General features: G+C 52.2%; 19 protein-coding genes and 1 pseudogene. 5 read left to right on the plus strand and 15 right to left on the minus strand.

All coding sequences use genetic code 11. From position 1 onward, the window contains the following. Positions 1–18: 18 nt before the first annotated feature. The 14 genes and pseudogenes from BV405_RS04835 to BV405_RS04895 all read right to left on the minus strand — a co-directional run bounded on the left by BV405_RS04835 (position 19) and on the right by BV405_RS04895 (position 17946). The gene (locus tag BV405_RS04835) at positions 19–3084 is read right to left on the minus strand and encodes an efflux RND transporter permease subunit (RefSeq protein ID WP_086479738.1); all 3066 of its coding nucleotides are present in this window, start codon (positions 3082–3084) and stop codon (positions 19–21) included. Between the two features lie 38 nt (positions 3085–3122). After that, positions 3123–4202, minus strand: coding sequence for an efflux RND transporter periplasmic adaptor subunit (locus BV405_RS04840; RefSeq protein WP_176330051.1), 1080 nt, complete (start codon positions 4200–4202; stop codon positions 3123–3125). Positions 4203–4512: 310 nt separating this feature from the next. Beyond that, the gene (locus BV405_RS04845; RefSeq protein WP_086479740.1) at positions 4513–5235 is read right to left on the minus strand and encodes a ZIP family metal transporter; all 723 of its coding nucleotides are present in this window, start codon (positions 5233–5235) and stop codon (positions 4513–4515) included. Positions 5236–5298: 63 nt separating this feature from the next. Further along, positions 5299–6954, minus strand: coding sequence for a diguanylate cyclase domain-containing protein (locus BV405_RS04850; RefSeq protein WP_086479741.1), 1656 nt, complete (start codon positions 6952–6954; stop codon positions 5299–5301). Positions 6955–7039: 85 nt separating this feature from the next. Beyond that, complete coding sequence (locus tag BV405_RS04855) at positions 7040–7996, minus strand: substrate-binding domain-containing protein (RefSeq protein ID WP_217895571.1); 957 nt, start codon at positions 7994–7996, stop codon at positions 7040–7042. A 146-nt stretch (positions 7997–8142) separates the two neighbouring features. Next, positions 8143–8913, minus strand: a complete 771-nt coding sequence (locus BV405_RS04860; RefSeq protein WP_086479742.1) for a sulfite exporter TauE/SafE family protein — start codon at positions 8911–8913, stop codon at positions 8143–8145. 258 nt (positions 8914–9171) lie between these two features. Next, on the minus strand, positions 9172–9852 hold the full coding sequence (locus tag BV405_RS04865) for a YitT family protein (protein ID WP_086479743.1): 681 nt from the start codon (positions 9850–9852) through the stop codon (positions 9172–9174). Positions 9853–9984: 132 nt separating this feature from the next. Continuing rightward, entirely contained in the window at positions 9985–10137 is a 153-nt protein-coding gene (locus tag BV405_RS17620) for a hypothetical protein (protein WP_176330052.1), read from the minus strand. Positions 10138–10343: 206 nt separating this feature from the next. Beyond that, positions 10344–11456 (minus strand): lipopolysaccharide heptosyltransferase II, encoded by a 1113-nt coding sequence (waaF, locus tag BV405_RS04870; protein WP_086479744.1) that lies wholly within the window; start codon positions 11454–11456, stop codon positions 10344–10346. Positions 11457–11617: 161 nt separating this feature from the next. Continuing rightward, the gene (locus BV405_RS04875) at positions 11618–12547 is read right to left on the minus strand and encodes a branched-chain amino acid transaminase (protein ID WP_086479745.1); all 930 of its coding nucleotides are present in this window, start codon (positions 12545–12547) and stop codon (positions 11618–11620) included. Positions 12548–12579: 32 nt separating this feature from the next. Continuing rightward, positions 12580–15510, minus strand: coding sequence for a bifunctional [glutamate--ammonia ligase]-adenylyl-L-tyrosine phosphorylase/[glutamate--ammonia-ligase] adenylyltransferase (gene glnE / locus BV405_RS04880; protein ID WP_086479746.1), 2931 nt, complete (start codon positions 15508–15510; stop codon positions 12580–12582). Positions 15511–15654: 144 nt separating this feature from the next. Then, positions 15655–16034, minus strand: a pseudogene (locus BV405_RS18110) (diacylglycerol kinase). A gap of 81 nt (positions 16035–16115) precedes the next feature. Further along, positions 16116–17420, minus strand: coding sequence for an AI-2E family transporter (locus tag BV405_RS04890; RefSeq protein ID WP_086479747.1), 1305 nt, complete (start codon positions 17418–17420; stop codon positions 16116–16118). Further along, positions 17410–17946: a cyclic nucleotide-binding domain-containing protein gene (locus BV405_RS04895; protein WP_176330053.1), complete on the minus strand. Its 537-nt coding sequence runs from the start codon at positions 17944–17946 to the stop codon at positions 17410–17412. Before BV405_RS04895 ends, BV405_RS04890 begins: the two co-directional genes overlap by 11 nt. 259 nt (positions 17947–18205) lie before the next feature. Here BV405_RS04895 and nhaB point away from each other — a divergent pair, with 259 nt between their 5' ends. The 4 genes from nhaB (at position 18206) to BV405_RS04915 (ending at position 23892) form a co-directional block, all read left to right on the plus strand. Next, entirely contained in the window at positions 18206–19720 is a 1515-nt protein-coding gene (gene nhaB, locus BV405_RS04900) for a sodium/proton antiporter NhaB (protein WP_086479749.1), read from the plus strand. A gap of 303 nt (positions 19721–20023) precedes the next feature. Next, positions 20024–21499 (plus strand): methyl-accepting chemotaxis protein, encoded by a 1476-nt coding sequence (locus tag BV405_RS04905; RefSeq protein WP_086479750.1) that lies wholly within the window; start codon positions 20024–20026, stop codon positions 21497–21499. Positions 21500–21607: 108 nt separating this feature from the next. Then, on the plus strand, positions 21608–23302 hold the full coding sequence (locus BV405_RS04910) for a S8 family peptidase (protein ID WP_176330054.1): 1695 nt from the start codon (positions 21608–21610) through the stop codon (positions 23300–23302). Between the two features lie 38 nt (positions 23303–23340). Then, positions 23341–23892 (plus strand): hypothetical protein, encoded by a 552-nt coding sequence (locus tag BV405_RS04915; protein WP_086479752.1) that lies wholly within the window; start codon positions 23341–23343, stop codon positions 23890–23892. A gap of 28 nt (positions 23893–23920) precedes the next feature. On the opposite strand, the gene BV405_RS04920 is transcribed toward BV405_RS04915, so the two are convergent. Further along, positions 23921–24652 carry a FadR/GntR family transcriptional regulator gene (locus tag BV405_RS04920; RefSeq protein ID WP_245832239.1) on the minus strand — a complete coding sequence of 244 codons (732 nt, stop codon included), beginning with the start codon at positions 24650–24652 and terminating at the stop codon, positions 23921–23923. A gap of 278 nt (positions 24653–24930) precedes the next feature. On the opposite strand from BV405_RS04920, the gene acuI reads away from it, so the two are divergent. Continuing rightward, positions 24931–25914, plus strand: a complete 984-nt coding sequence (gene acuI, locus BV405_RS04925) for an acrylyl-CoA reductase (NADPH) (RefSeq protein WP_086479753.1) — start codon at positions 24931–24933, stop codon at positions 25912–25914. The last annotated feature ends 80 nt before the right edge of the window (positions 25915–25994 follow it).

Here is a 25994-nt window from a genome sequence, read left to right on the forward strand (position 1 = left end):
CGTTAAAAACGGATTCTCCTATTCATAATCAGGTTCAGGCATGTGCGGCAGTTTCTGAACGATATAGGTGTACACCGTTGGCACCACGTAAAGGGTCAGCAGCGTACCAAAGGTCAGACCACCGACAATCACCCAACCGATCGCCTGACGACTTTCCGCACCGGCACCTGTGGCCAACGCCAGAGGCAGGTTACCCAACACCATCGCACCGGTTGTCATCAGAATCGGACGCAGACGCAGTACACTCGCCTCTACGATTGCCTCAAACTTCTCTTTGCCTTCCTCACGCAGCTGGTTGGCAAATTCAGTCATCAGAATACCGTGCTTAGTGATCAGACCGATCAGGGTAATCAGACCGATCTGGCTATACACGTTAAGCGTACCGCCGGTCATCTTCATGGTCAGAAGTGCACCCAGAATCGCCAGAGGAACCGTCAGCATAATCACCATCGGGGAACGGAAGCTTTCAAACTGCGCAGCCAGTACCAGATAGATAAAGCCCAGGGCCAGAATAAAGGTGATCATCAGGGAGTCACCGGACTCCATATATTCACGGGCCTGACCACTGTAGTCGTACTGAATACCCTGAATGCCCATCTCTTTAGCGGTTTCTTCAACCGTATCTCGCAGCCAAACCAGCGCATCGCCCTGAGTCAAACCCGGTGTGAGACTTGCCTTAATGGTCGCAGCACGCAGCTTGTTGAAGTGGTTCAGCTCTTTCGGCGCAACCGTCTCAACCAGTGTCACCAGATTCGACAACTGAATCATCTGACCAGAGGCTGAACGCACGTAGATAGAAGACAGAGAGGATGGTGTAGCACGATCCACATCTGCAACCTTAGCGATCACATCATACTGCTCGTTACCATCTTTATAACGGGTGATGGTACGACCACCCAGTAGGGTTTCCAGCGTACTGGTCACATCCGCAATGGACACGCCCACCGCTGCTGCTTTATCACGGTTGATCTTCAGATTGATCTGCGGCTTGTTCAGCTTCAGATCCACATCCGGGTTCACCAGTTTGCCACTGGCGTACACTTTGCCCATTACGGCACCGATCAGTTTCTGCAGATCGCTGAAGTCCGCCGTGGACTGAACCACCAGTTCAACCGGACGTGCAATCGGGCTCTGCCCCAGAGAAGCCGGAGTAATCGGGAAAGACATAATACCCGGAATACCGCCAAACATAGGGCCACGCAGAGAACCAGCCACTTCCTGAGCACTACGCTCACGCTCTTCCCAGTCTTTCATACCGGCAAAGGAGATCACGTTGCTTTCCGTCGGGAACAGACCGGTAATCACAAAATAGCGCTCGATTTCAGGCACGGTAGAGAACACGCCTTCGATCTGGCGGCTGTACTTATCCAGAAACTCGGTGGTGGAACCTTCAGGGCCAATACCGAAACCGATAATGGTGCCTCGGTCTTCAACCGGAGACAGTTCGCTATTCAGACTGGTAAAGGTCACATACAGACCGCCCAGACAGGCAACACCTACCAGCAGTACAACCGGACGCGCCTTCAGGGTCCATTTCAGGGAGCGACGGTAAAGATCGCCCATGCCATCCAGAACCTTCTCACCCCACAGATAAAACTTACCGTGGTTTTCGTGCTTCAGAATGCGCGAACACATCATCGGCGACAGAGTCAGCGCCACAAAACCGGATACCAGAACCGCACCTGCCAGTGTCAGGGCAAATTCCGCAAACAGCTTACCGGTACGACCTTCGGTAAAGGCCAGCGGGGTAAATACCGCTGCCAATGTGATCGTCATCGCGATTACCGCAAAGCCGATCTCTTTCGAGCCTTTGAACGCCGCCTGAATCGGGTGCATACCCTCTTCAATATGACGGTAGATGTTCTCCAGCATAACGATGGCATCATCCACCACCAGACCAATCGCCATCACCATCGCCAGCAGGGTCAGGGTGTTGATGGAGTAGCCCAACACATACATGAAGACAAAAGCACCGATCAGAGAGACCGGAATCGTCACCAGAGGAATCAGAGTCGCACGCAAAGAACGCAGGAAGATAAAGATCACCAGAATAACCAGGATCACAGCTTCTGCGATGGTGGAGTAAACCGCCTTGATAGAGCGATCAATAAAGATGGATGAGTCATAGGCCACATTCACCTTCATCCCTTCCGGCAGAATCGCTTCGATCTCAGGGATCATGCCACGAACACTGCCGGATACATCCAGCGGGTTCGCCACCGACTGTTTTACCACGCCCATCGCCACGGCGGTTTTGCCGTTAAAGCGCACGGTACCGCGATCATTAGCTGCCGCAATGCGAACCTGGGCAACATCTTTAACCCGTACCAGATAACCGTCGTTGTTACGCAGAATCACCTGCTCAAACTCTTCCGGCGTTTGCAGGTCGGTTTGTGCTAACAGAGTGAACTCACGGTTTGCCGACTTAATCGTACCCGATGGCACCTCAAGGTTCTGGCTGCGGATCGCATTGGAGATATCAGTCGTGGTTACGCCGAAAGCCGCCATACGGGCTTTATCCAGCCAGATACGCATGGCGTAACGACGCTCACCGAAGATACGCACCTCAGCCACACCCGGTGCGGTCTGCAGACGGTCTTTTACCAGACGGTCGGCAAAGTCGGTCATTTCCAGCGGTGTATGATTCGGACTGGAGAACGCCAGATACATGATCGGTTGGGCATTGGCTTCTACCTTAGCCACAATCGGCTCGTCGATATCAGCCGGCAGACGGCCGCGCACACGCCCCACACGGTCACGTACATCAGACGCCGCGTTATCAGCATCACGATCCAGCTTGAAGTTAATGGTGATCTGACTCTTACCGGTACTGGAAGAGGAGGTCATAAAGTCGATGCCCTCGATACCGGAGAGAGAATCCTCCAGCACGTTGGTCACCTGAGATTCGATAATGCTGGCGTTGGCACCGGTATAAGTGGTGACAACGGAAACCGTTGGTACGTCGATATTCGGGTATTCCCGAACCGACAGACGGTCGTAGGCGATCACGCCCACCAGCATCAGCAACAGGCTCATCACCGTTGCAAATACCGGTCGTTTAATGGAAATTTCTGACAATACCATGCCGAAGATGCTCCTTAATTAGCCGTTAGCGTACGGGCTTACTGGCCTTGTTCAGGCTGAGGTTTAGCGGCCTGCAGATTAACAGGCATGGCCGGTGCTCCCGGACGCAGCTTCATCTGACCCGCAGTGACAACGATGTCACCAGCGTTAACCCCCTTCAGAATCTGAACACGGCCACGCTCACGGATACCGGTCACTACAGGACGGATAGCAACCTTGCCCTCTTCCAGCACGTAAACCAGCTGGGTATTGCCCTGAGGCACCAGAGCTTCCTCCTGCACCATCAGTGCATTCTCAAGGGTTTCCAGTTTCAGGTTCACGCGGGCAAAAAGACCCGGACGCAGCTTACCGCTGTCGTTCGCAAGGCTTGCTACCACCTTAACGCTGCGGCCGTTCACATCCACCTGCGGAGAAACCGCGAAGACAGTACCGTTGAAGTGCTCGCCCGGAATGGAGTCCAGCATCACATCAACGCTCTGACCCACAGCCAGACCGGTCAGATAGATTTCAGGAACGCGGAATTCAACACGCATCGGATCAACGGATACCAGACTCACCAGAGGCTGGCCCGGTGTTACATATTCACCAGTGCTTACTTCGCGCAGACCAATCAGACCTTTGAAAGGTGCATTCAGGGTCATCTTGCCCAGACGCTCCTGTGCCAGCGCCACACCCGCCTGATCAATACGCAGTTTTGCCAGCGCACTGTCGCGGGTATTCACACTACCGGCATTATTATTCACCAGCTGGTTGGCACGCTTATATTCCACTTCGCTCAAACCGCGACTGGCTTCCGCCTGTTTGAGTTCTGCGCGTTGAATGGAATCATCCAGCTTGAACAGAGGCTTACCCGCTTCAACGACCTGACCTTCACGGAAAAGAATCTGAGCCACACGACCGGACACTTCCGGACTGATGGTGACCGTTTCATCGGCAGACAGAGAACCCACCACTTCCACGGTACGTTCCAGTGTTTCTGCCTTGGCGATCTGAGCCTCCACAGGCATAGGGGGCATCTGTGGTCCGGCCGCCTGAGCCAGTGGAGCACTGAAAGAAAGGGCACTGATCAGTGGCAGTAAGGCACCGAAGGCCAGTGTCCGGGGAAGGGAATATTTCATGCGATTGAGCCTCTGCTTATCCTTGAGCATTTTTATGCTGTCGTTAAACCTCGTCTGCAAAACTACAGGTCAAACCGACCAGGAAATGACGGCAAAACCTGAGCTCTGCTATACGAAGCGTAGGACAATTGGATTGATTCTTTGAATAACGGACTATGATACTCAGCTTTAAATAGCATCACAGAGGAACAATTAATCAGCTTCCGGCCTGTGAGCAATAAGCTGCAAGATCGGCCGATATTGCCCTAAAAAAGCGCATATTAAGGCTGTTTTCCCTGTCATGACAACATAGAAAACGTCAGGCTCAGTATCAGGTATGTACCAGCAGATGCTGCCCGACTAAACCGGTGAGAAAACCGGCAACTGCCGCCATCGGCGGCCACCAGTCTTTATCCAGCCGAACCTGAGGGGCAATATCCTGAAAGGTAAGATAGAGAATGCCGCCGGTCGCCCAGAGCATAATAAAGCCCAAAAGCATCTCCATCTCCGATAGCCAGACAAAACCGATCCAGGCGGAAACAGGGCCGATAGGCACCAGCAGAATAAAAAAGATCAGAATTTTACGGCACTGGTGAGGACGAATCGCGATCATCTCCCGGTAGGCGTTAAAACCCTCCGGCAGATTCTGCAACGCCATCAATAGCGCCAGTAACAAACCGCTTTCGCTACCGAGAGCCAAAGATGCCCCCAGAGCCATCGCTTCCGGTGTAAAGTCCAGCAGCATCGCCAACAGCTGCGCCGTGGAACCGCCACGACGACTGAGAATGATATCTGCCGCCATAAACATCAGACCGCCGCTAAGCACCGCAATGACAATCCAGAGAGTGGAAAGCGCCTTCTGCCCCTCCGGCACCAATACCAGTGCAACTGCTGCCAGCAAAACCCCGGCACCATAAGCAACCACAGAGTGCTTAAGCTCATTTTCCAACCACTGATTCTGGAAGTGTTCGATGCGGGCAAGAAAGCCGCCCAGAGGAATGGTTACTGCAGCCAGCGTGGCATAGAGCAAGGCCAGATAGAGAGCCTCAGACATGGTTCATCCTTGTAGCAAGAAAAGAGGAGTCAGAAAGCAAGCTGGTCAAGTGGCGCAGCCACTTCAGTCCACATCAAGGGAGTTTGAAAAGCAAAAGCTGTTTTTACCCTGCATTTTGGCCTGATACATCGCCTGATCTGCCAGAGTAACCAACTGATTAACGCCAAGATCCCGCTCGCCGGCAAAAAGGCTGACACCAATACTGGCGGTTACCTTCAGCTCTGTGCCCTCAGGCATAACCACAGGTCTGTTCATCTCCTGCAGCATACGGTTCAGAATTGGCTCTAACTGATCCCGCCCCCGAATACCGGGCAGTACCGCGACAAATTCATCGCCTCCCAGGCGAGCCAGCGTATCTTCAGCCCGCAGTACAGAGGCAAGACGGTTGGCGATTTCCACTAACAGGAAATCACCCGCATCATGGCCGTGTTCGTCATTTACCTCTTTGAAACCGTCAAGGTCGATAAAGAAGACCGCCAGATCACGTCGTTCTTTGCGGGTATGTTCCAGCGCTAATCCCAGACGATCAAACAACAGGACCCGATTCGGTAAACCGGTGAGCATATCGTAATGGGCGATACGCTGAAGCTGCTCCTGATACTCCTTCACTTCGGTGATTTCCAGATGAGTACCGTACATCTCAAGGGGCTGACCGTCAGCCTGCCATGATGCAACACGGCCACGATCCTGTACCCAGATCCAGTGTCCATCCTTATGGCGCATACGGACTTCACACTCGTAAAAGTCGTCTTCACCGGAGAAATGCTTCTCCAGCAGTTGAGCTGAACGCTCCAGATCATCCGGGTGCGACAGCGACTGCCAGGTCTCGATTGAAACCGGCTCAAGCTCACTCAGGGTATAACCCACCATCTCGGCCCAGCGTTCGTTGTAAACCGTTTCGCCAGTCTGAATATTCCAGCTCCAGGTTCCGGCACGGGTGCCTTCTACGATGTTCTCCAGATACTCATGTTCCCGCTGCAGCTCCTGCTGTGTCTGGCTAATGGTGCGCAGCATCTGTCCCATGGCATCGGTTAGTTGGGAAATTTCACGATATGGGGAAACAGGTTCAACCAGTTGAGGAATGGAGGAGCCATCCTGCTGATCCACAGCTTCAGCCAGGGTTCTCAGCGGACGGATAAAGAGGTGTTTCAGCAGCAGAATCAATACCAGAGAGAGCACCAGAAGCAGTACCAGCATGGAACCGACAATCTGCATCAGCAATGCCAGAGAGCGCTTCTTCAGTTCGCGGTCACTGGCGTAAACTCTCACCTGCCCAAGGGCATCGCCACTGCTACCGGAGATATTAAGCTCGGCAAAATAAGAGTTATGACTGATCAGTTTGTTCGCCGAAGCGGCCTCAGCCTCTATGCTGACAACACCCTCTGCGGTGCGCTCCCAACCGGAGGTGTACACCTTCTGTCCGGTGATTTCACCCATCTTATAGTCATCCACCACAATGGCAGAAAGTGCCGAGTGGTTATGGGTACGGATCTCGTGAGCCACCAGCTTGTCGTACTCATTAACCTGATAGGATTCGATATAGTTAGCCAGCGTACCCGCCAGACGCACTGCACTCTCTTCGGTCTGGCCGATGATTTCATGCTCCAGCTGTTCCTGCTGCCAGTGGTAGGTATAAGCACCATAACCGCTGAACACAAGACCTGCGCTGATCACCACCAGAAGGGTGATCAGATAGAGCGAAGACTTTTTCTGAGACACTATCGATACTGACGACACAGACACAAACCCGTTAAATCACACTAAGATGCACAACTGATTCAGGAACAAGCGTTGGAACCTTCCTTTAATCGGCCGTAATACCCAGAACGTTACGTTTGATCGTGGGCAGTAAGTCATCAATATTGCCTTTGGATACCGCCAGCACTTCCAGCTGCTGAATACGGGGGACATTACCGCCAGAAAGATGCTGATCGAGTGACGACACGGCCCTTGCTCCCATCAGGAAAGGCTGCTGCATACCAGCACCGACCAAAGTACCCTGCTGAATCATGTCGATAAACTCAGGTTCTGCATCAAAACAGATCAGCAGAATTTCACCCGCTTTACCCGCCTGACGGATCGCATCCAACGCGCCCTGATAACGATCGGAACCCTGCAACCAGATAGCTTTCAAATCGGGATAATCCCGGATCAGTGCCTGACTGTAGGTCAAAGTCTCTTCATAACTGAAGTCGCTTTGCTGATGGATATAAGCACTGGGGATGCCCGCTTCGCTCAGTGCTAAAAGAAAGCCCTGAGTTCTTAATTTGCCATTCTGACGGGTCTGGGGAATCGCAATAATGCCTACAGAGCCGGACAACTGCAGTTGCTGGAACTCATTCGCCAGAATCTGCCCCAGCTGGTAAGCACCGGTTTCGTTATCAGATTCGATATAGCTGACAAACTGACCGCCCTGAGTACCAATATCGGAGATCACAACAGGGATACCGGCTTTTTCCGCCAGCTTAAGAAGGGTTACCGCAGAGGAGGAGTTGGTGGGCGATAAAACAATGCCATCGACCTTTTCCCTGATCGCCTGCACCATATTTTCCAGCTCTTTTTTCGCGCTGTTATCGGCACTCAGCACAAAGACCTGATCACCCTGCGCCTTAGCCTGATCCTCAACGCCACGCCACATAATGTTCCAGAAAGGGATGCGCAGATCAGATACCACATAAGCGTATCGTTGTCCGTCAGCCCGTACCTGAAACGCCAGCAGGGTCATCAGAGTGCAGCAAACTATCAGAATGCGTTTGTTCATTATCGGTCTCCCGGAATGCCAGCAACCCAGAAAAATCCTAAGCCACTAAAACCAGCAATCATAATATAACCAACAGCTTATAGAGATCTGCGATAAAAAGGTATGAGCCATGCCACTATTTTTGCCCCAGCCAACAAAATAAAGAGTTAGCCGCTGAAACTCTGCCAAAGCAGGCGCAGTGCCAGCAGAGTAACGATAAGGGCAAAACCACGCCGGAACAGGTGACCCGGAATCCGGTTCAGCAGTTTCAGCCCCAGCCAGGTGCCGAAAGCACCCGCCGCTATCATCAGCAGAATTGGCAAAATCCAGCTGGCAAAGCTAAAACCCACCGCACCAAAAACCGCAGCTTTAGTCACGTGTTGAAAGGACATACAGGCGGAGAACGTCGCCGTTGTGGATAATTTATCTTTATCCATCCGGTGGATAAAAGCTGCCACCAAGGGGCCAGTTGCACCAACAAACATAGAGATCAGAGTTGTCAGGCCACCGGCAAAAACCGTTTTCGCGCCACTGACCACAAGCTTCTTCGGTTTTGGCCCCCAGACCATATAGAGAATAAACAACGCCACAGCCCGCTGAATCCAGTCCACCGGCAACTGAATCAGCACCTGAGAAGCGATCAGAGCGCCCAACAAGGCACCAAGCGAAAAGCGCAACACCATCGGCCAGTGGATATGTCGCCGGGTCATCAGCGCCCGGTTAGCGTTCGAGCCGAACTGCACCAGACCATGTACCGGAATCAGCGCCAGAGGCGGCAGAATGCTGGCCATAACCGCCAACAGCATCACCCCGCCGCCAATGCCCATGGCAGCAGTGATAAAAGAGGTCAGCGCGCTGGTCAGCACCAGCCAGAAGAGATGAAGATTAGAGATACCCTCTGCCAGAGGTGTTGCCCAAAGCGCCTGAAGATCGGCCATATTTCCCTTCCTCTATTCCGGTCTGGTCCAGTAAAAGCTTACTCGAAAGGCTGACACCATACTCCCATTGCAGATCCGTTCAACCGGATAAATTAGCAGGTCTTTATTCAATAGCCGCAACCGATCAATAACGTTTCACCATTAAAACCTTCTCGTACAGGAGTATTCCGGATAAAACCTCTAGACATAAAAAAAGCCCCGGATTGTGATCTCGGGGCTTTTGCTTGTTCTTACTGTTTACGCTGAAGCGAAACCGAATTAGCTCTGCGCAGGATGGGCAACAGCAGTAGCTTTGTTATCTGCCTTGCTCTGACCGGCAGCGCTCTCAGCTTCTTTCTTGGCATCATGCTGCAGCTTCGGCTGAGTGTTCTGCTGGCGGTAACGACCAATAATTGAACCCATCACCACGGTCACCAGCAGAGAAGCGAACCACAGCTCTGCACCAAACAGCCACAGGCCGATACCGATGGTGATGGCATCAATCACCAGCAGCGCCCAACCACGATTTACGCCCCAGGCACGCTCCATATAAAGCGCCAGCACGGTAAAGCCACCGGTAGAAGCGTTGTGCTGGAACAGGGTGACAATGCCAAAAGCCATCAGCGCACCGGCAGCCAAAGCCCCCAGAATGGCAGATCCCAGATCCAGTACCACATATTGACCAATCAGGTCAGTCAACATACCGATCAGGGTTACCGCCAGTGCGGTACGTAAGGTAAAGCTCAGGCCTTTTTCAAAGTACGCCAGAATATAAAACGGCAGGTTGATCACCAGAAACACCTGGCCAAAGGTCACGTCGGCCAACAGACGATCACCGATCAGGCCAACACCGGTAATGCCACCGACAGCAACATGGCTGGACTGTAAAAACAGAATGCCCAGCGCCATCAGAAAACTACCTTCGAGAATACCTAACCAGTTATGTGCGTGACGTTTCATTGAAATCTCACTTTTCGTATCGCGTTTTATCGCAGGGTGAAGCAAAAACCAACCGCTCAAAGGATTCAGTCATCAGAGAGAAACGGTGGCAAAGAAACGGAGCTCAGACTCCGCAAAAGCGAAAAAGGAGAGTCAGCTCTGGAAAACACGCTGCTGAAGCTGGGCTTCAGAGAAAAGAAATTCGTTCGGCTTACTTTTGGCGGTTTTAATCGCCCGAACCGGTGACAGACGCAGCATAGAGCAGCAGCCGCTTAATACGGACGCGTAGGAACATTGGCGCGCCATGCACCAGTTCAGACACATCAGTAAATTAACGGAAGCTCGTTTGATCAATGCTAACTCTGCCCTGCTTGGAGGTAGGTAAGGAGGCGCGCATTGTACAAGCTTTATCGCCGGACGCAAGGGGCATCCGGCAGGAAAGTTTCAGGCGTACGGAAAGAGGAATGTACAGCTGGCAAGTGAGCGTTACAGCTATAAAAAAACCTGATAAATCAGTCAACTGCCTGCATCGGCACCATGCTCAGCAACGCCGAACGCACCCGCTCAACACTCAGGTCATGGATGCAGAGATCGGTCGCTCTGTTCTTATGCTGACGGCATACCAGATCATCACAGGGTTGGCTGCTGCGGCTGCTGTTTGCTGCGGAGGAGGTCTCAGCCTCACCAACGTTCGACTGATAGGCGGATTGAGGCGATGACTGCAGCAGCTGATCCTCATCCATCGGCATAAATGCCTGTAGCTGGCCAACGCCTTGCAGCATCACCAAGGGATGATTCAGCGCACGACACAGTTGGCTGTAGAGAGTTTCCTGCGCCAGCACTGCGCGGCTTTGCGCCAGCAGATCCAGTTTGTCATCCCAGGCCAGTCGACCACAGAGGTTGCTCACTTCCATCTGGCGTTCATGATCAAGACCTGCACAGATCTGTTCACAAAAAGCCTGTTCCGTTTTCGGGGCGATCAGCCAGATCTGCCAGCCCTGATCGATCAGCTGTTCCGCCAGTTTTGTCCAACGTTCCGCAGGCCAACGCTGCCCCATCGCCAGATCACCGCCAGGGCAGAACACCATGGCGGGCCGCTCCTGATTGAGATAATGCTCTTTGATCAGAGCCTGAGCGTTGTCGGCATCCGCAAACAGCTGAGGTTCATAGCTGTCACCACACATTTCGCCATGATCATCGGCTAAAGCCAGATAACGGCTGCGGCGGGTTGGAAATTTACCGGACGGCATCCAGCGGGCATCGTTAATCAGAATAAAACGCAGACGACCTAAAGTGCTGCTGCGACGTTTGATACCCGCCATCCAAGGCACCAGAGAAGGTTTCCAGCGCGAGGTAAACACCAGGGCCTGGTCAAAGGCTTCAAACTCTTTCTGCCACTCTTCCAGCTGACGGCCGGCGATCCAGAACAACTTTCCGGCAGCATCGGCATTGGGCAATGTCAGAAGATCATCCAGCCCCGTCAGACGACGGGCCAGCGAATGCAGATGCGCCGGAGCCATCAGGCTGATGCGACACTCCCTGTGCTTACGGATCAGACGTTGGATGACACACTGTACATCCAGCAAAGCATCCGGGGTTTCATCAGCAATCAGCAAAATTTTCATGACGGGCTATTCACTACAGGTCGATGGGGATCACAGCATATTACTGCCCAAAGCAGGTTTTACAAGCCTGCGCGGTCAGGTAAAAAAATACCCGCAGCGATCGGTCACAGCCTGATCGGTTACGGGTATTTTTCTTAAAGGCTGTCTTAAAACTCTACGGCTTACTTTTTAACCGGTGCCAGCCATTCAGGATGCTCAGCGCGTTTTCCGGTCACCTGGTCAAAGTAGAGCGTTTGTAACTTCTCGGTGATCGGGCCACGACGACCTGTGCCGATCTGGCGGCCATCCAGCTCTCGGATCGGCAGCACTTCAGCGGCGGTGCCGGTAAAGAAGGCTTCGTCGGCGATATAAACTTCATCGCGGGTGATGCGTTTTTCGACCACATCCAGACCCAGCTCCTCTTTTGCCAGCTCCATAACGGTACGGCGGGTAATGCCGTCCAGACAGGATGTCAGTTCCGGGGTGTAGATTTTGCCATCGCGGATCACAAAAATATTCTCGCCGGAGCCTTCCGCCACATAACCTTCGTTATCCAGCAACAGGGCTTCTTCGCAACCACTGCGCAAAGCTTCTGACAGCGCCAGCATAGAGTTCATGTAGTTGCCGTTGGCCTTCGCCTTACACATGGTGATGTTGACGTGATGACGGGTGTAAGAGGAGGTCTGTACCTTGATGCCCAGCTCTTTCGCTTCCGGCGACATATAAGACGGCCACTCCCAGGCGGCGACCATCACATGCACCTTCAGGTTATCGGCACGCAGCCCCATGCCTTCCGATCCGTAAAACACCATGGGGCGCAGGTAGGCGTGATCCAGGTTGTTTTCCCGTACCGCTGCCAGCTGAGCCTCGTTAATCTCATCCTTGGTGAAGGGAAGCTCCATATTCAGAATATGCGCCGAACGGAACAGGCGGTCGGTGTGCTCCTGCAGACGGAAGATCTGCGCGCCCTTGTCGGTTGCGTAAGCCCGGACACCTTCAAAACAACCCATGCCATAGTGCAGGGTGTGAGTCAGTACGTGTACTTTTGCATCTTTCCAGTCCACCATCTGGCCATCTAACCAGATCAGACCTTCGCGTTCGGCCATAGACATATCGGATTTCCTTCAGCGTTTGGATTATTATTTTAGCCTTCCAGCAGCCCCTGCCAGATCCGGCTGACGTTAGCCCTGTGATCGGTAAACTGATCCGCAGAAACCACACTCGGCACTTTCTGCATCGAGGCATCATGGGCTGCCTGGCGATAAACCAGATAAGCTTCACTCAGCTGAGCCACCTCTTCGGATGACAAGAGGCCAACCTGCTCTACCGTTTCCAGAATGCGCATATTGTCGGTCCACTGCAGCAGCTCAGAATGTTCACTACTGAAGCGTAGTACACAGTACTGGGCGATAAACTCGATATCCACCATACCACCCGCATCCTGCTTCAGATGGAAGCTGGTATGAGCACCTGTGGCATCCGGCTTGGAACCCAGATTGTCCCGCATCTTAATACGCATGGATACAACGTCTTCCTTCAACTGATTCTGGTCACGTTCTTCGGTCAGAATCTCAGCACGCACCTCGGCAAACTTCTGCGCCACTTGCGGACAACCAGCAACAACACGGGCACGAACCAGCGCTTGTTTCTCCCAGGTCCAGGCTTCTTTCAGCTGGTAATCTCTGAAGGCTTTCACCGAGCTCACCAGAAGGCCGGAATTACCGGACGGACGCAGGCGCATATCCACCTCATACAGCTGACCGGATGGGGTCAGGGTATTGAGGATATGGATAATCCGCTGACCCAGTCGGGTGAAGAAGACGCCATTATCGATGCTCTTCTTACCCTTGCTGTCGCCATCAGTGACACCCTGAGACGCGGCATCATGTAGGAATACCAGATCCAGATCCGAGCCATAGCCCAGCTCGATACCGCCCATCTTGCCGTAGCCGACAATGACAAAGGTCGGATCACACAACGAGCCATCTTCTTTAGCCGGTGAACCGTATTTATCGGTCAGGGTTTTCCACGCCATCTGCAGCACATATTCCAGCACCGCCTCGGCGATAAAGGTCAGGTAGTCACTGACCTTCATCAGGTGGCGGGTCTGGTTGATATCGGAAGCGGCCACACGCAGCACATGGGCACGTTTAAAGTAACGCAGGGCTTCCATCTGAGCTTCTTCATCCTCTTCCGGCAGACGCAGCATCTGCTGGCGAAGATCATCACGCAGCAGATCAAGATCCGCCGGTGTATAGAGGGTCGCCGGATTGAGCAGCTCATCGAGCAGAATCGGAGTTTTCGCCAGATGCTCGGCGATCCATGGACTGGCGGAACAGAGTTTAACCAGCTGTTTCAGAGCACTTGGGTTCTCCATCAAGAGGACAAAGTAAGCACTTCTTCGCAGCACGGCTTCGACCAGCAATAGGGTGCGTTCAAGGGTCTGGGATGGGATTCCACTTTCCGTCACTGCCTGCAGCAGCATCGGCATAAAGGCTTCCAGACGTTCACGACCTTCCCGCTGCAAGCCCTGAACAACACGGCTGTTGCGCAGGCTGTCCAGCCGGCGATAGGTGGTTTCAGCATCTTCAAAGCCCTGCTCTTCCAGCAGGCGGGCTCCGGCTTCAGGATCGTATTCACCTTTCCAGAGCGCGCCCAGTTCGGCACTCTGACTGTCATCCTGTTCTTCTTCATCTTCGGGAGCGGCAATCACATTGGCGAAGTGTTTACTGACTTTCGCCCGCTCCAGCTCCAGACGGGCTTCGAAATCCTGCCAGTTATCGAAGTTCATAATGTAAGCCATACGCAGGCGCGGGAAATCATCTTCCGGCAGCGTCTGGGTCTGCTGATCTGCAACGCCCTGCAGGGCATGCTCGGCATTACGCAGGAAGAGATAACCTTCCAGCAGCTCATCGGTCACCGCCTGAGGAATCAGCCCCAGGCCACTGATGATCGGCAGCACTTTGCGGATCGAGCGTTCCTGCAGCTCGGTATCTCGGCCACCACGAATCAGCTGGAACACCTGAGTAATAAACTCCACCTCGCGGATACCACCGGGGCCAAGTTTCACGTTAGTGATCAGTCCCTTACGGCGCACCTCGCGGTTGATCATCGCCTTCATATCCCGCAGGGATTCGATGGCGGAGAAATCCACATATTTGCGGTACACAAAGGAGTTCAGCTCATCCAGCAGTTCATTACCGCCTTCGATATCACCGGCAATAATACGCGCCTTGATCATGGCGTAGCGTTCCCACTCTCGCCCCTGATCGTGGTAGTACTCCACCATGGCGTTGTGACTCAGCGCCAGCGATCCGCTCTGACCGTAGGGACGCAAACGCATATCCACCCGGAAGACAAAGCCATCAACGGTATTGGCATCCAGCGCCGCGATCAGCTTCTGCCCGAGACGAATAAAGAAATCCTGATTATCCAGCGAACGGCTACCGCCCTGCGTCTGACCATGTTTCGGGAAACAGAACATCAGATCGATATCGGAAGAGAGATTCAGTTCGCAGGCACCCAGCTTACCCATACCAATGACCGACATACGCTGAGGTTGTGACTCAGAGCCCTCTTCCGCTTTGGAATAAGGCGTACCCCACTTAGGTGTATAAAAATCGTACAGCCAGTTCAGAGCTTCATCGGTACAGATATCCGCAAGATGACTCAGCTCTGCGGTGGTCTGCCACATATTGGTGGTGAAGGAGAAATCACGCCAGATAATGCGCATCATCATCTGACGGCGGAACTGACGCAGAGCGCGATGCATATCGTTTTCTGCGGCACAGTTTTCAAGCTTAGCCTGCAGAATCTCGCGCATCTGGGCTGCCGTCAGAGATTCCGTGAACCAGCCTTTTTCCAGCATCTCCGCCAACAGGTAAGGAAAGCGAAGAGCACTGTCGACCACGTACTCACTGCAGACAACAATCTTATCCGCAAAAGGGAGGGCTTTAAGTCCGGCAAAAAGATCAGGCTCCAATCCATCCTGCAGTTTTTGCCAGTGCTGATCCGACGTCGATTTCAGATTTTCAGGCAGATGTTGAAGGGGTTGTTGCGGGATGGATGATGTCATAGTGATTCCTTTATAAACCTGACTGATCAAAAGCCTGGCCGACTACATATCAGGGTCGAGTAAAACCGAGCGACCAAAGCAGATCAGGTGACGATATAAACACACTGAAAAGTACGAGCATTCAAATAACACGAGTGTTCAGTTTTACCAAAAACGGCTGATCAAGATGCTGCCCCATGTCACTCCGGCAAAGACCAGTGCGATAAATACCGCAGCGGAGCCGATATCCTTCGCCCGTCCGGACAGTTCATGGTGCTCCGGCCCGATGCGATCCACGACCGCTTCAATAGCAGAGTTGACCAGTTCGGCAACCAGCACCAGCGCACAACAGCCGATCAGCAGCCGATCAGCAGCAGGCGCTCGACCAGAGTTTCACCGAGAAAGATCGCTGCCGGAAAAAGAATAACGCACAAAGCGACTTCCTGACGAAACGCAGCTTCATTAATAAATGCAGCCTTGAGGCCTTTCATGGAGTATCGGGTAGAATGGATCAGATGGGTCAGACCGGTATGACCTGGTTTCATGCTGTTTTTTCCTAAACTGCCAGTCGACTGATCATAGTCGAGCCATTAACAGGGTTTAAATTCACCGATAGAGTAACAGATTCAGATAATCTGGTAGGCCTTCATCTGCTGAATCAGCGTCCCTATCACTACCTTCAGCACCACGATGACTGGGATCGCAAACAGCATTCCGGTAAAGCCCAGCAGAATAGAACCGCCCATAACACCGATAATTACGACCAACGGGTGCAAACTAACCGCATTGCCGAGCACAACAGGCTGGTAAACCGCGTTGTCTAAGAGCTGCGTCATACCCACAATCACTAACACCCAGATAAACATGCTGTCGGCCGTGATAAAACTGAAAAGTGGCGTGTATTCTTCTACCACCAGTCCATAAATAAGGCCGATTAACAGCCCGATTCCGGGCCCAAGAAAAGGGATCGCATTCGCAAGCCCTGCCAGCGTGCCGATGATAAAGGCCCACTTAACGCCAAAGCCGATAACAAAAAGCCCCACCATCAGGGTAAAACCAACAAGGGTACATTCCAGAAAAGTGCCCCGCAGATAACGCCCCAGTGCATCGTCCACGTTGTGGATCACCGTCAAAACCATCTCGAAATAACGATTCGGCACCAGCAGCACCAGACTGCGCTTGATCTGGCCTTCATCCAGCAGAAGGAACAGAAAAACAAAAGGTGCAGCCATCCAGAGTGAGATCACGCCACCAATCGCTGCCAAAAGACCACCATTGGCGTTAGCATCCGTTTCAGACTTCTTCTCGGTAGTGACCACCTGTGTATTTTGGTCGACTGATTCTTCAGCGGTATGAAGTGCATCGTTCTTTTTGTGCTGTTCAATATTGGCAAGGAAGTACCGATAATACTTCTGATCAAAACGGTCAGCGCCGAAGCGGTTACGGTAATACTCCTCAAACTGCTGACGCTCTTTTGGCGGCAATATCAGCCAGCCATTGATCCGCTGCCAGAAGGGTTCGATCTCGCTGCCCACAAGGCTATAGACCAGATTGCCTTTACCACTGTCATCCACCTGCATCAGCTGCTGGTATTTTTCATTCAGCTTGAACTGAATCCGAACCCTTAACTCCAGCTTGCCCTGCTCATCCGGGATCGCATCCCGGATCTGACCGGAAACCAGACTGATAACCAGAAAGAAACCGGTAAACAGCAGTAAAATGGCTGCGGCTTTGGGAACGCCATAACAACGCATCCGGGCCAGAAGAGGATGGCAAAGATAAGCGGCCAGAGCACCGACAATTGCTGGCAGGATCAGCTCACGCAACGCCCAGACCAGAAGCGCAAAAACCGCTAAGCCGAGAAAAGTGGAGATCAGAAAAAAGAGCTTACGCCGCTTTGCTCGCGACAGCGCATCGTATTCAAGATTCATAATGACCTACCGTCTGGCGTAGATCAGAGAGCTGCTGGTTGGTCACCTTCAGGCGCTGACCGATAATCTGCGCCAGTTCTTTCAGTACCTTGCTACCGATTGCGGCTTCTTTTTCGATCAGTTTATTGAAGTCGGAACGGAAGAAAGCGATCGCCTGAGCATCTTCAGCAGCAACGGCCGATGCGGAACGGGGAGAGTCATCCAGCAGCGCCAACTCACCCATAAAGGTTCCGGCCCCCAGACTGGCTAACAACAGATCAGTCGATCCCTCCTGCGGAATGACGATATCGACCTTACCGGACTTAATCACAAACATAGCAGCGCCGGGGTGTCCCATCTGAAACAGGCGTTCGCCCTGGGCGTACATTCGAAGATGGGCAATTCGGGCAACGCGCTTAAGCTCCCTTCGGGTGAGTCCGGCAAAAAGGGGAACCTGAGACAAAACAGAAATCAGATCCTGCTGAGCCGGGTCCTGATCTTTATGAAAAATATTATCCCAAAAGGCATTCAGGCGTTTTTTATCCAAGACACTCCCCTTCGCGTTTTTGTCTCTGTGCAAGCTTATCCAAAACATCTAACCAATGCGAAACTTTATACTTAAAGCCCATGAGAACTGGGCTTACAGACTATTTCAGCTCTCAGTTTCACCCTGCACAATGTATAATGCCCGCGCCCTAATTCGGAAATGACTTAAAACAAAACAGCAAAAATAAAAAAACATTAAGTCTTTCAACAAATTACAAATAAAAAACAACTAACAATCCTAACTGCAAAGGACCTCATACATGGCCCAGACCATAACCCAAGGCTTTTTGCGTAATTTTCTTGGCAACTCCCCTATGTGGTACAAGAAAGTTATTCTCGCCTTCCTTATCATCAACCCTATTATTTACCTCACCCCGGGCTTAGGCCCCTTCGTTACCGGCTGGCTGCTGATCGTCGAGTTTATTTTTACTTTGGCAATGGCCCTCAAGTGCTACCCACTGCAACCCGGTGGTTTGCTGGCAATTGAGGCGATTGTCATTGGACTGGCCTCGCCCCAAACGGTAATGCATGAGATTGAAGCCAATCTTGAAGTGATTCTGCTGCTGGTCTTTATGGTGGCGGGCATCTACTTTATGAAGCAGCTACTGCTGTTTGCCTTCACCAAGATCCTGCTTGGGGTACGCTCAAAACCCCTGCTTTCCCTGCTGTTCAGCATTACCGCTGCGCTGCTGTCCGCCTTCCTGGATGCGCTGACGGTTACTGCGGTTGTGATCAGTATCGGTGTCGGCTTCTACTCGGTTTATCACAAAGTAGCTTCCGGTAAACAGTTCCACAGCGACAGCCATGACCACGGCAACGATGGCTCTCTGGCGGAACAACACCATAACGATCTGGAACAGTTCCGCGCCTTTCTGCGTAGCCTTTTGATGCATGCTGCGGTCGGTACGGCACTAGGTGGCGTTTGTACTCTGGTCGGCGAGCCGCAAAACCTGCTGATTGCGAAAGTGGCAGGCTGGAACTTTGTTGAGTTCTTCACCCGAATGGCTCCGGTGACCATGCCGGTGCTGGTAGTAGGACTGATCACCTGTCTGGTACTGGAGAAAACCAAAACCTTCGGATATGGCGTTGAACTGCCGGATTCCGTTCGCCAGATTCTGGAAGATTTCGACAAGCACCAGACCGAAAAACGTACAGGTAAAGACAAAGCCGCTCTGATCGTTCAGGCGATCACCGCCTGCTTCCTGATCTTTGCTCTGGCCTTCCATATTGCAGAAGTTGGTCTGATTGGTCTGGCAATTATCGTCATCCAGACCGCTCTGAATGGAGTTACCGAAGAACATCAGATCGGCCATGCCTTTGAAGAGGCGCTGCCGTTTACGTCTCTGCTGGTAGTCTTCTTCTCAGTGGTTGCGGTTATTCACGAACAGCACCTGTTCGAACCTTTTATCCACATGGTATTGAGTATGGAAACCAGTCAGCAGCCAGCGATGCTCTTTATCGCCAACGGCGTTCTGTCAGCCATCAGTGATAACGTGTTTGTGGCAACGGTGTATATCTCTGAAATCAAAGCCGCGCTGGATGCCGGTGATATCACCCGCGAACACTTTGATATTTTGGCAGTTGCGGTAAATACCGGTACCAACCTGCCAAGTGTGGCAACGCCAAATGGTCAGGCTGCCTTCCTCTTCCTGCTGACCTCGGCAATTGCTCCTCTGATCCGACTGTCTTATGGCCGCATGGTGATTATGGCACTGCCATACACCATCGTCATGTCAGCGGTCGGTCTGTTCGCTGTGGTGAACTGGGTGCACTAAGCAGCTCATTCCACAGCAACAGCTTAAGCACTTCACAAAAAACGCTGTCGTTTTGTAACGACAGCGTTTTTTATTTTCCGCTTATAAATCAAAGACCAAGCATCTCCCACGGATTAAATCCTTCCCCGACTGATTCTTCGACTTACATTTCAACCTTAGTCTTACCCTTGCCTCATTCAAACGTATGTTTTAGATTCAATACCCCTTGATCATAAGGCGCTCAGAAAACATCTGACTTTTCTCTGCGCAGGCTGAACAAAACCTCATTAAAAAAGAAAATAAAAATAAAAAACCGGAGCCGCCATGACACTTTCCCAGCTTACCGAAAGTTTTATCCCGGACAGTCTTCGACAGGATCAGGATCGCCTGATTCATGCCCGAACCGTAGTCACCGTTGCCCTGCTGGCAGGTGTTATCGCACCGGTATTTGCCATCAGCTACTTTAAAAACCACCATCCGGCCATGGGCTGGGGCATTCTCTTTGGCAGCGCCGGTCTTTTACTGGGCCCTATTATGCTGCGCATCACAGCCCAGGAACGCTGGGTCGCTGAAGGGGTTATCAGCTGCATGTATGCCATGGTGGTCTGGATGCTTTATGTGAACGGTGGTGTGATATCGAGCAGCGCCCCCTGGATGGCATCTATCCCTTTTGCCGCCATTTTTATTGCCGGCCGTGGCTCCGGCTACTTCTGGTCGGCTATCAGTCTCTCGACTATTGCCCTGTTTCTGTATATTCATCAGGCAGGTATCCCACTGCCCAAGTCTCCGATTCCTGAACACCTGATTCCAATGCAACAGGCCAAATCCCTGATCGGTATGAGCCTGATTGTGATTGTTCTCGCACTGGCGTTTGATAAAGCCAAATCTCAGGGCTTTGCTCAACTGGAAACCGCCCGTAAGGCCAGTGAACAGAGTGAGCAGCGTATTGCTGAGATTCTGGCGCAAGTTACCTCATCCGTGCATCAGGCTGAGAATGTCAGTCGGGATGTCACCTCAAGTGCCCAGCGAATCGCCCACACTATGCAACAGCAAAATCATGCCGTTGGCAGCATGGTTGAGGAAGCCGACAAGATCGTTGCCGAGGTCAGTCAGCAAGCCAGTGATGCCGAAATCGCTGCGACAACGGCTAAGAAAACCGGTGCGGAAGCCACTGAAGGCGGCACCGTGATGAATGACGCCGTCAGCAAGCTGAACCGCGCCACCGAAGTGATTATGACCGCGGCAGAGCGTCTGGAAACCCTGGAACAAAGCTCCAACGAGGTGAACTCCATCGTGGTGATGATTCATGATATCGCTGAACAAACTAATCTGCTGGCTCTGAATGCTGCGATCGAAGCCGCCCGCGCCGGTGAACAGGGCCGTGGATTTGCCGTGGTGGCCGATGAAGTTCGGGGCTTGGCTGAGCGTACCCGCAATGCGACACAGGATATCAGCGGCAAGATTCGCCTGATTGTGGATGGCACCGAATCCGCCGTCGCGGCTATGCGTGAAGGCAGTGAAGAGGTTCAGTCCGGTCAGAGCCATGCTCAGGCTGCTCAGGAACAGATTCAGGCGATTATTCAGGATACCTGTCAGCTGGGTCAGCAGATGGAACAGCTGTCAGCCACCGGGCAGCAGCAGCAAACCACCTTTACTCACTACGCCGAAGAGATTCGCACCATTGGCCAGCAGGTACTGCAACTGGCAGATGAAACCCGTCAGATTCAAAGCAATATCGAGCAACTCGATCAGATTATGGGTGAGCTGAGTCAGTCGGTTAGGGAGTTTGAGAAGGTGTAATTTTTAGGCTGGGTTTCTCGCCAAGGAAGGCAAAATATTGCAATATGAGTCCTCAGTAATGATCTTTAGGTCTCATGGATGACCGACGCCAAAGGAACCAACCCTATCATGCGAAAACTGGCCACCCTAACCTGCCTGTTTCTCCTGTCTGCCTGTGGTGAAGATACAGGCGAATCTATCTTTTCCGGCAGCACATCCTCAGGCGGAGGTAGCAGTTCAAGTACATCTGATGCCTGCAACACCGTGAGCTATTCAACTCAGGCCAGCAATACCTCGGGTACTGACCCCTTGCTGGCTTCCCAGTGGCATATCCTTAATAACAGTAGCAACCCTGGAACCATCAAGCAGGATATCAACCTGCAGAGCTCTCTTTGGGATGAAGTGACCGGATCGGGAGTAAAGATTGCAGTTGTCGATACCAGTATCGATTACAGTCATCCGGATCTTCAACCGAACTTAGATTTAACTAACTCCTGCCAATTTGGGGTATCACCGTCAGGTGGTCATGCGACCTCTGTATCCGGCCTTATCGGTGCGGTAAAAGACAATGCTTTGGGGGGCTCTGGTGTCGCGCCAGGAAGCAAAATACAGGGCTATAACACGCTGGACGTTGAAACAACTGTAGCCATTTGGCAAACCTCCTTATCCGCCACCAGCACCCGTAACAGCGATATTGATATTTTCAATATGAGCTTAGGGTACGGTGTAGAAACAACACCCATTACCTATGCAGACTATATAGAGGCCATAACAAAGACAGGTACGGAGTCCGGCCGTTCCGGTCTTGGCGCACTTTACTTTAAAGCCGCGGGTAATAACTTTGAAAAACCAAGTGACAATTCAGCATGTACTGTCACGGATTACCATTCTGCAGACCTTCCCTGTCAGGGTTCAGCTTTGGACCCGGATAACAATATCCCCTATATGATGGTGGTTTCAGCATTAAATGCGGATGGCACCCGTGCCAGCTACTCCTCATCCGGAGCGAATGTACTTTTCTCTGCTCCCGGAGGCGGTGATGGCGCAGGCATCGTTACAACCAATGACATCAACCTAACAACCGATATCGATGATATGGACGGTTATGAAGGCTATACAAATGCATTTGCAGGAACATCTGCCGCAACGCCTGTAACTTCCGGTGTTGCTGCATTAATTCTTGAAGCAAATCCAAATCTTGGCTGGCGGGATGTGCGGGATATCCTGATCAGAACCGCAGATAAGGTTGACGAGTCAGCTTCCGCAGTCGTCATTGGTAATACCGATGATGTAGTCAATTCATCGACTGCACCAGCGACCACCGTTGATCTGGCTTGGCGGGATAACGCGGCAGGCTTGTCGTACCACAACTACTATGGTTTTGGCCGCATCAATGCAGTTAAGGCTGTCGAGAGCGCCAAAGCGTATACAACGAACCTACCGGCGATGCTCAACGCGACGTCGACAAATAGCTCTGCCGGGACGATAGCTGATGATATCAGCGTGCCGCTATCATCACTGCTCACCGCTCCCGCAGGTGTGACAACAGTAGAATCCGTTCAGATAGCACTTACCTTAAGCCACCCTTATGTCTCTGATCTGATGATCAAGCTGACATCGCCATCAGGAACAGAAAGCATACTTCTGACACCAAGAAATGCGCTGAATACCGAAATCAAAAACTACGAATTAACTCTGTTAAGCCAAACCTTCTATGGAGAAAACGCAGCGGGTAAATGGCAGCTTCAGATTTACGACACTCATGGCGACGACTATGGCCCCGGCACATTGCACAGCTGGTCTATGACCATCTTCGGACGCTAACCGAGACAGCCAACTTCAACGGACACAGGATAGTAACAATGCGTTTATTCACTCTGATTCTCACCAGCCTGTTGGCAACTTTTTCACTTTCGGCCTGTGCTTACGATGGCAAAAAACCGATGGCGGCTCAGGATCAGCTACCTGCACACCTGAAAACCGGTAAGCAGATCCGGATAGAAAACAGTCACTACCTGATTCTGGATCAGGTAAAAGCCTATAACACCCAAAACAGATCAAACCAGAGAGCCGTTCAGAGTAATAATGCAGAGATTGGCCGGAAAGGAAACTACAGCATTCAATCAAAGGCTATTGCCAGTGCAGATGGGCGACCGGTAGTCTGGAACCAAAGTACACAACGTTTTGCTGTGTTACTGGACGAGCTTGGCTTAGTGTTGAACGACAACGGAGCCGCTAATGCGATCGCTAAAGAATACGGTATGACATTGACGGTTCAGATCGAACGCCTGAACCGGGCTTACTTCAATGTGGATGCCAATCAGATTCCCGACCTGATGCGCCAGCTACAGCAGGATATTCGGGTTAAGGCCGTAATGCCGAGTCTGCTGGAAAACAGCCGCCAGCCGATGTAAGCCCTGTCCTCACCCTGAAACAGATCCCTCAGGACTGACCTGCTTTCCAGTCCTGAGCAGCCTGAAAGCGCGCCTTCAGATAGACCATCAGCTCATCAAGAGCTGCCTCTGCCCCTTCTGCATCACTTTGCTCAATCGCCTGATACAGGCGTTGGTGAGTGCCAACGACATCTAACCGGTCCCGAAAACGCACAACTACCATATTGGTTACCGGCTGCATCGCCTCGATCACCGCATACATCAGAAACTGCAGCATGGCGTTCTGACAGGCATCCACCAGAGCCCGGTGAAAACGCACATCGGACGCACAAAACTCTTCATCCGTCAGGGCTTCCGACTGTTGCTGATCCAGCTCCTGCTGCAGGAGTTTAAGCACAGACTTATCCGGATTCTGTGCCGCAAGACGCACACAGGTTTTCTCCAGCTCGTGCCGGGCATCGGCAATTTCAGTCAGACTGAACTGATCCATACTCGCCAGCAGAGTCGCCGAAGCAGTCAGGCTTTCACTGGCATCTTCCAGAGAAGGACGGTTCACAAAGGTACCGCCGGTAGGGCCGCGTCTGGAGCGGATCAGGTTCTGAGCCGCCAGGCGCTTGAGAGCTTCCCGAATCGTTGGTCGGGAGACCTGATAACGGGCTGCCAGTTCATCTTCGGTCGGCAGGCGGTCATCGGCCTTGAGCTCACCGGAAAGAATCGCTTCACGCAATTGTTCAGAGATCTGCTTAGCAAGACTTTGTGTCATCAGGGGCTGGATTTTCACAACAAACCTCAGAATAAATCACATTCGATCATCGGCGAATACAGAAAACAGCTGACTCAGCTGTTCAGCCTGTGACACCGGCTCATTTAATGCCGCCCATATAAGGACAAGTGACGAATACTAGCAGAAACTCCAGGGTGACGCACCATTCTTCTATTTGTTTGACAAATAGAAGAATTAACGATTAACCTAGTTTCAGACAGTCAAAAAAGCAGCCCGGATCGACTATGCTGCAGGCAACCCCAACCAATCCGCTCAGATAAGCAAGGTGTCACAGTATGAATAAAGCTCTGGTTCTGGAACAGGAAGAAAAGAAAACACTGGCAGGCGTCCGCACTCTGGATATCAGTGAACTGCCGGAAGGCGATGTTCTGGTGAATATCGAATACAGCTCTCTGAACTATAAAGATGCTCTGGCGGTAACCGGTGCCGGTAAAATTGTTCATCAGTTCCCTATGGTGCCGGGTATCGATCTGGCAGGAACCGTTGCGGAATCCGCAAGCCCGGATTACAAAACCGGTGATGCCGTTGTACTGACCGGCTGGAGTGTTGGTGAGAAATATTGGGGCGGCTACGCCCAACAGATGCGCCTGCAATCTAAATGGCTGGTGCCACTGGCTGACGGCCTGACGGCGAAACAAGCGATGACTATAGGTACCGCAGGTCTGACCTCTATGCTGTGTGTGATGCGTCTGCAGGAAAGCGGGTTAAAGCCAGAACATGGCCCTGTTCTGGTAACCGGCGCAACCGGTGGTGTGGGCAGTCTTGCCGTGGCGCTGCTGGCGAAAAATGGCTTCAAGGTTGTCGGGGTGAGCGGTAAAGCCGATAGCACTGACTACCTGAAAAAGCTGGGGGCTTCTGAAGTGCTGCCACGCAGTGAATTTGAAGAGAAGGCTCGCCCACTGGATAAGTCCCGCTGGGCTGGTGCTGTGGATACTGTGGGTGGCGACATTCTTGCCAAGGTACTGTCCGAGATGAACTACGATGGCCGGGTAGCTACAGTAGGTCTCGCATCCAGCTTTGCTCTGAACACCACAGTCATGCCCTTTATTCTGCGCGGTGTTGATCTTCTGGGTGTGGATAGTGTGATGATTCCTTTTGAGCGTCGTGTGCAGGCGTGGAAACGCTTAGCAGAAGAACTGCCACAGGAGATCATGGATCAGGTATCAGAAGAGGTTTCTCTGGAAAATCTGCCGGAGCGTGCTCAGAACATGATCGAAGGAAAAGTAAAAGGTCGGGTGCTGGTTAATCCAAACCTTTAAGGCTTCTTAAACCTGCTTTTCAAAACCCATAAAAAGGCCGTCATAAACCCAACATCAATATCCGGGGTTTGACGGCCTTT

This window comes from Oceanospirillum sanctuarii (genome assembly GCF_002150805.1).
Taxonomy (GTDB): domain Bacteria; phylum Pseudomonadota; class Gammaproteobacteria; order Pseudomonadales; family Halomonadaceae; genus Oceanospirillum; species Oceanospirillum sanctuarii.

What these genes read in the sequence shown, in the direction of transcription:
- BV405_RS04860 (WP_086479742.1), bottom strand. Translation starts at nt 8,913, where the DNA reads ATGGCCGATCTTCAGGCGCTTTGGGCAACACCTCTGGCAGAGGGTATC.
- BV405_RS04845 (WP_086479740.1), bottom strand. Translation starts at nt 5,235, where the DNA reads ATGTCTGAGGCTCTCTATCTGGCCTTGCTCTATGCCACGCTGGCTGCA.
- nhaB (WP_086479749.1), top strand. Translation starts at nt 18,206, where the DNA reads ATGGCCCAGACCATAACCCAAGGCTTTTTGCGTAATTTTCTTGGCAAC.
- BV405_RS04835 (WP_086479738.1), bottom strand. Translation starts at nt 3,084, where the DNA reads ATGGTATTGTCAGAAATTTCCATTAAACGACCGGTATTTGCAACGGTG.
- BV405_RS04875 (WP_086479745.1), bottom strand. Translation starts at nt 12,547, where the DNA reads ATGTCTATGGCCGAACGCGAAGGTCTGATCTGGTTAGATGGCCAGATG.
- glnE (WP_086479746.1), bottom strand. Translation starts at nt 15,510, where the DNA reads ATGACATCATCCATCCCGCAACAACCCCTTCAACATCTGCCTGAAAAT.
- BV405_RS17620 (WP_176330052.1), bottom strand. Translation starts at nt 10,137, where the DNA reads ATGGCGCGCCAATGTTCCTACGCGTCCGTATTAAGCGGCTGCTGCTCT.
- BV405_RS04915 (WP_086479752.1), top strand. Translation starts at nt 23,341, where the DNA reads ATGCGTTTATTCACTCTGATTCTCACCAGCCTGTTGGCAACTTTTTCA.
- BV405_RS04905 (WP_086479750.1), top strand. Translation starts at nt 20,024, where the DNA reads ATGACACTTTCCCAGCTTACCGAAAGTTTTATCCCGGACAGTCTTCGA.
- BV405_RS04890 (WP_086479747.1), bottom strand. Translation starts at nt 17,420, where the DNA reads ATGAATCTTGAATACGATGCGCTGTCGCGAGCAAAGCGGCGTAAGCTC.
- acuI (WP_086479753.1), top strand. Translation starts at nt 24,931, where the DNA reads ATGAATAAAGCTCTGGTTCTGGAACAGGAAGAAAAGAAAACACTGGCA.
- BV405_RS04865 (WP_086479743.1), bottom strand. Translation starts at nt 9,852, where the DNA reads ATGAAACGTCACGCACATAACTGGTTAGGTATTCTCGAAGGTAGTTTT.
- BV405_RS04855 (WP_217895571.1), bottom strand. Translation starts at nt 7,996, where the DNA reads ATGAACAAACGCATTCTGATAGTTTGCTGCACTCTGATGACCCTGCTG.
- BV405_RS04840 (WP_176330051.1), bottom strand. Translation starts at nt 4,202, where the DNA reads ATGAAATATTCCCTTCCCCGGACACTGGCCTTCGGTGCCTTACTGCCA.
- BV405_RS04910 (WP_176330054.1), top strand. Translation starts at nt 21,608, where the DNA reads ATGCGAAAACTGGCCACCCTAACCTGCCTGTTTCTCCTGTCTGCCTGT.
- waaF (WP_086479744.1), bottom strand. Translation starts at nt 11,456, where the DNA reads ATGAAAATTTTGCTGATTGCTGATGAAACCCCGGATGCTTTGCTGGAT.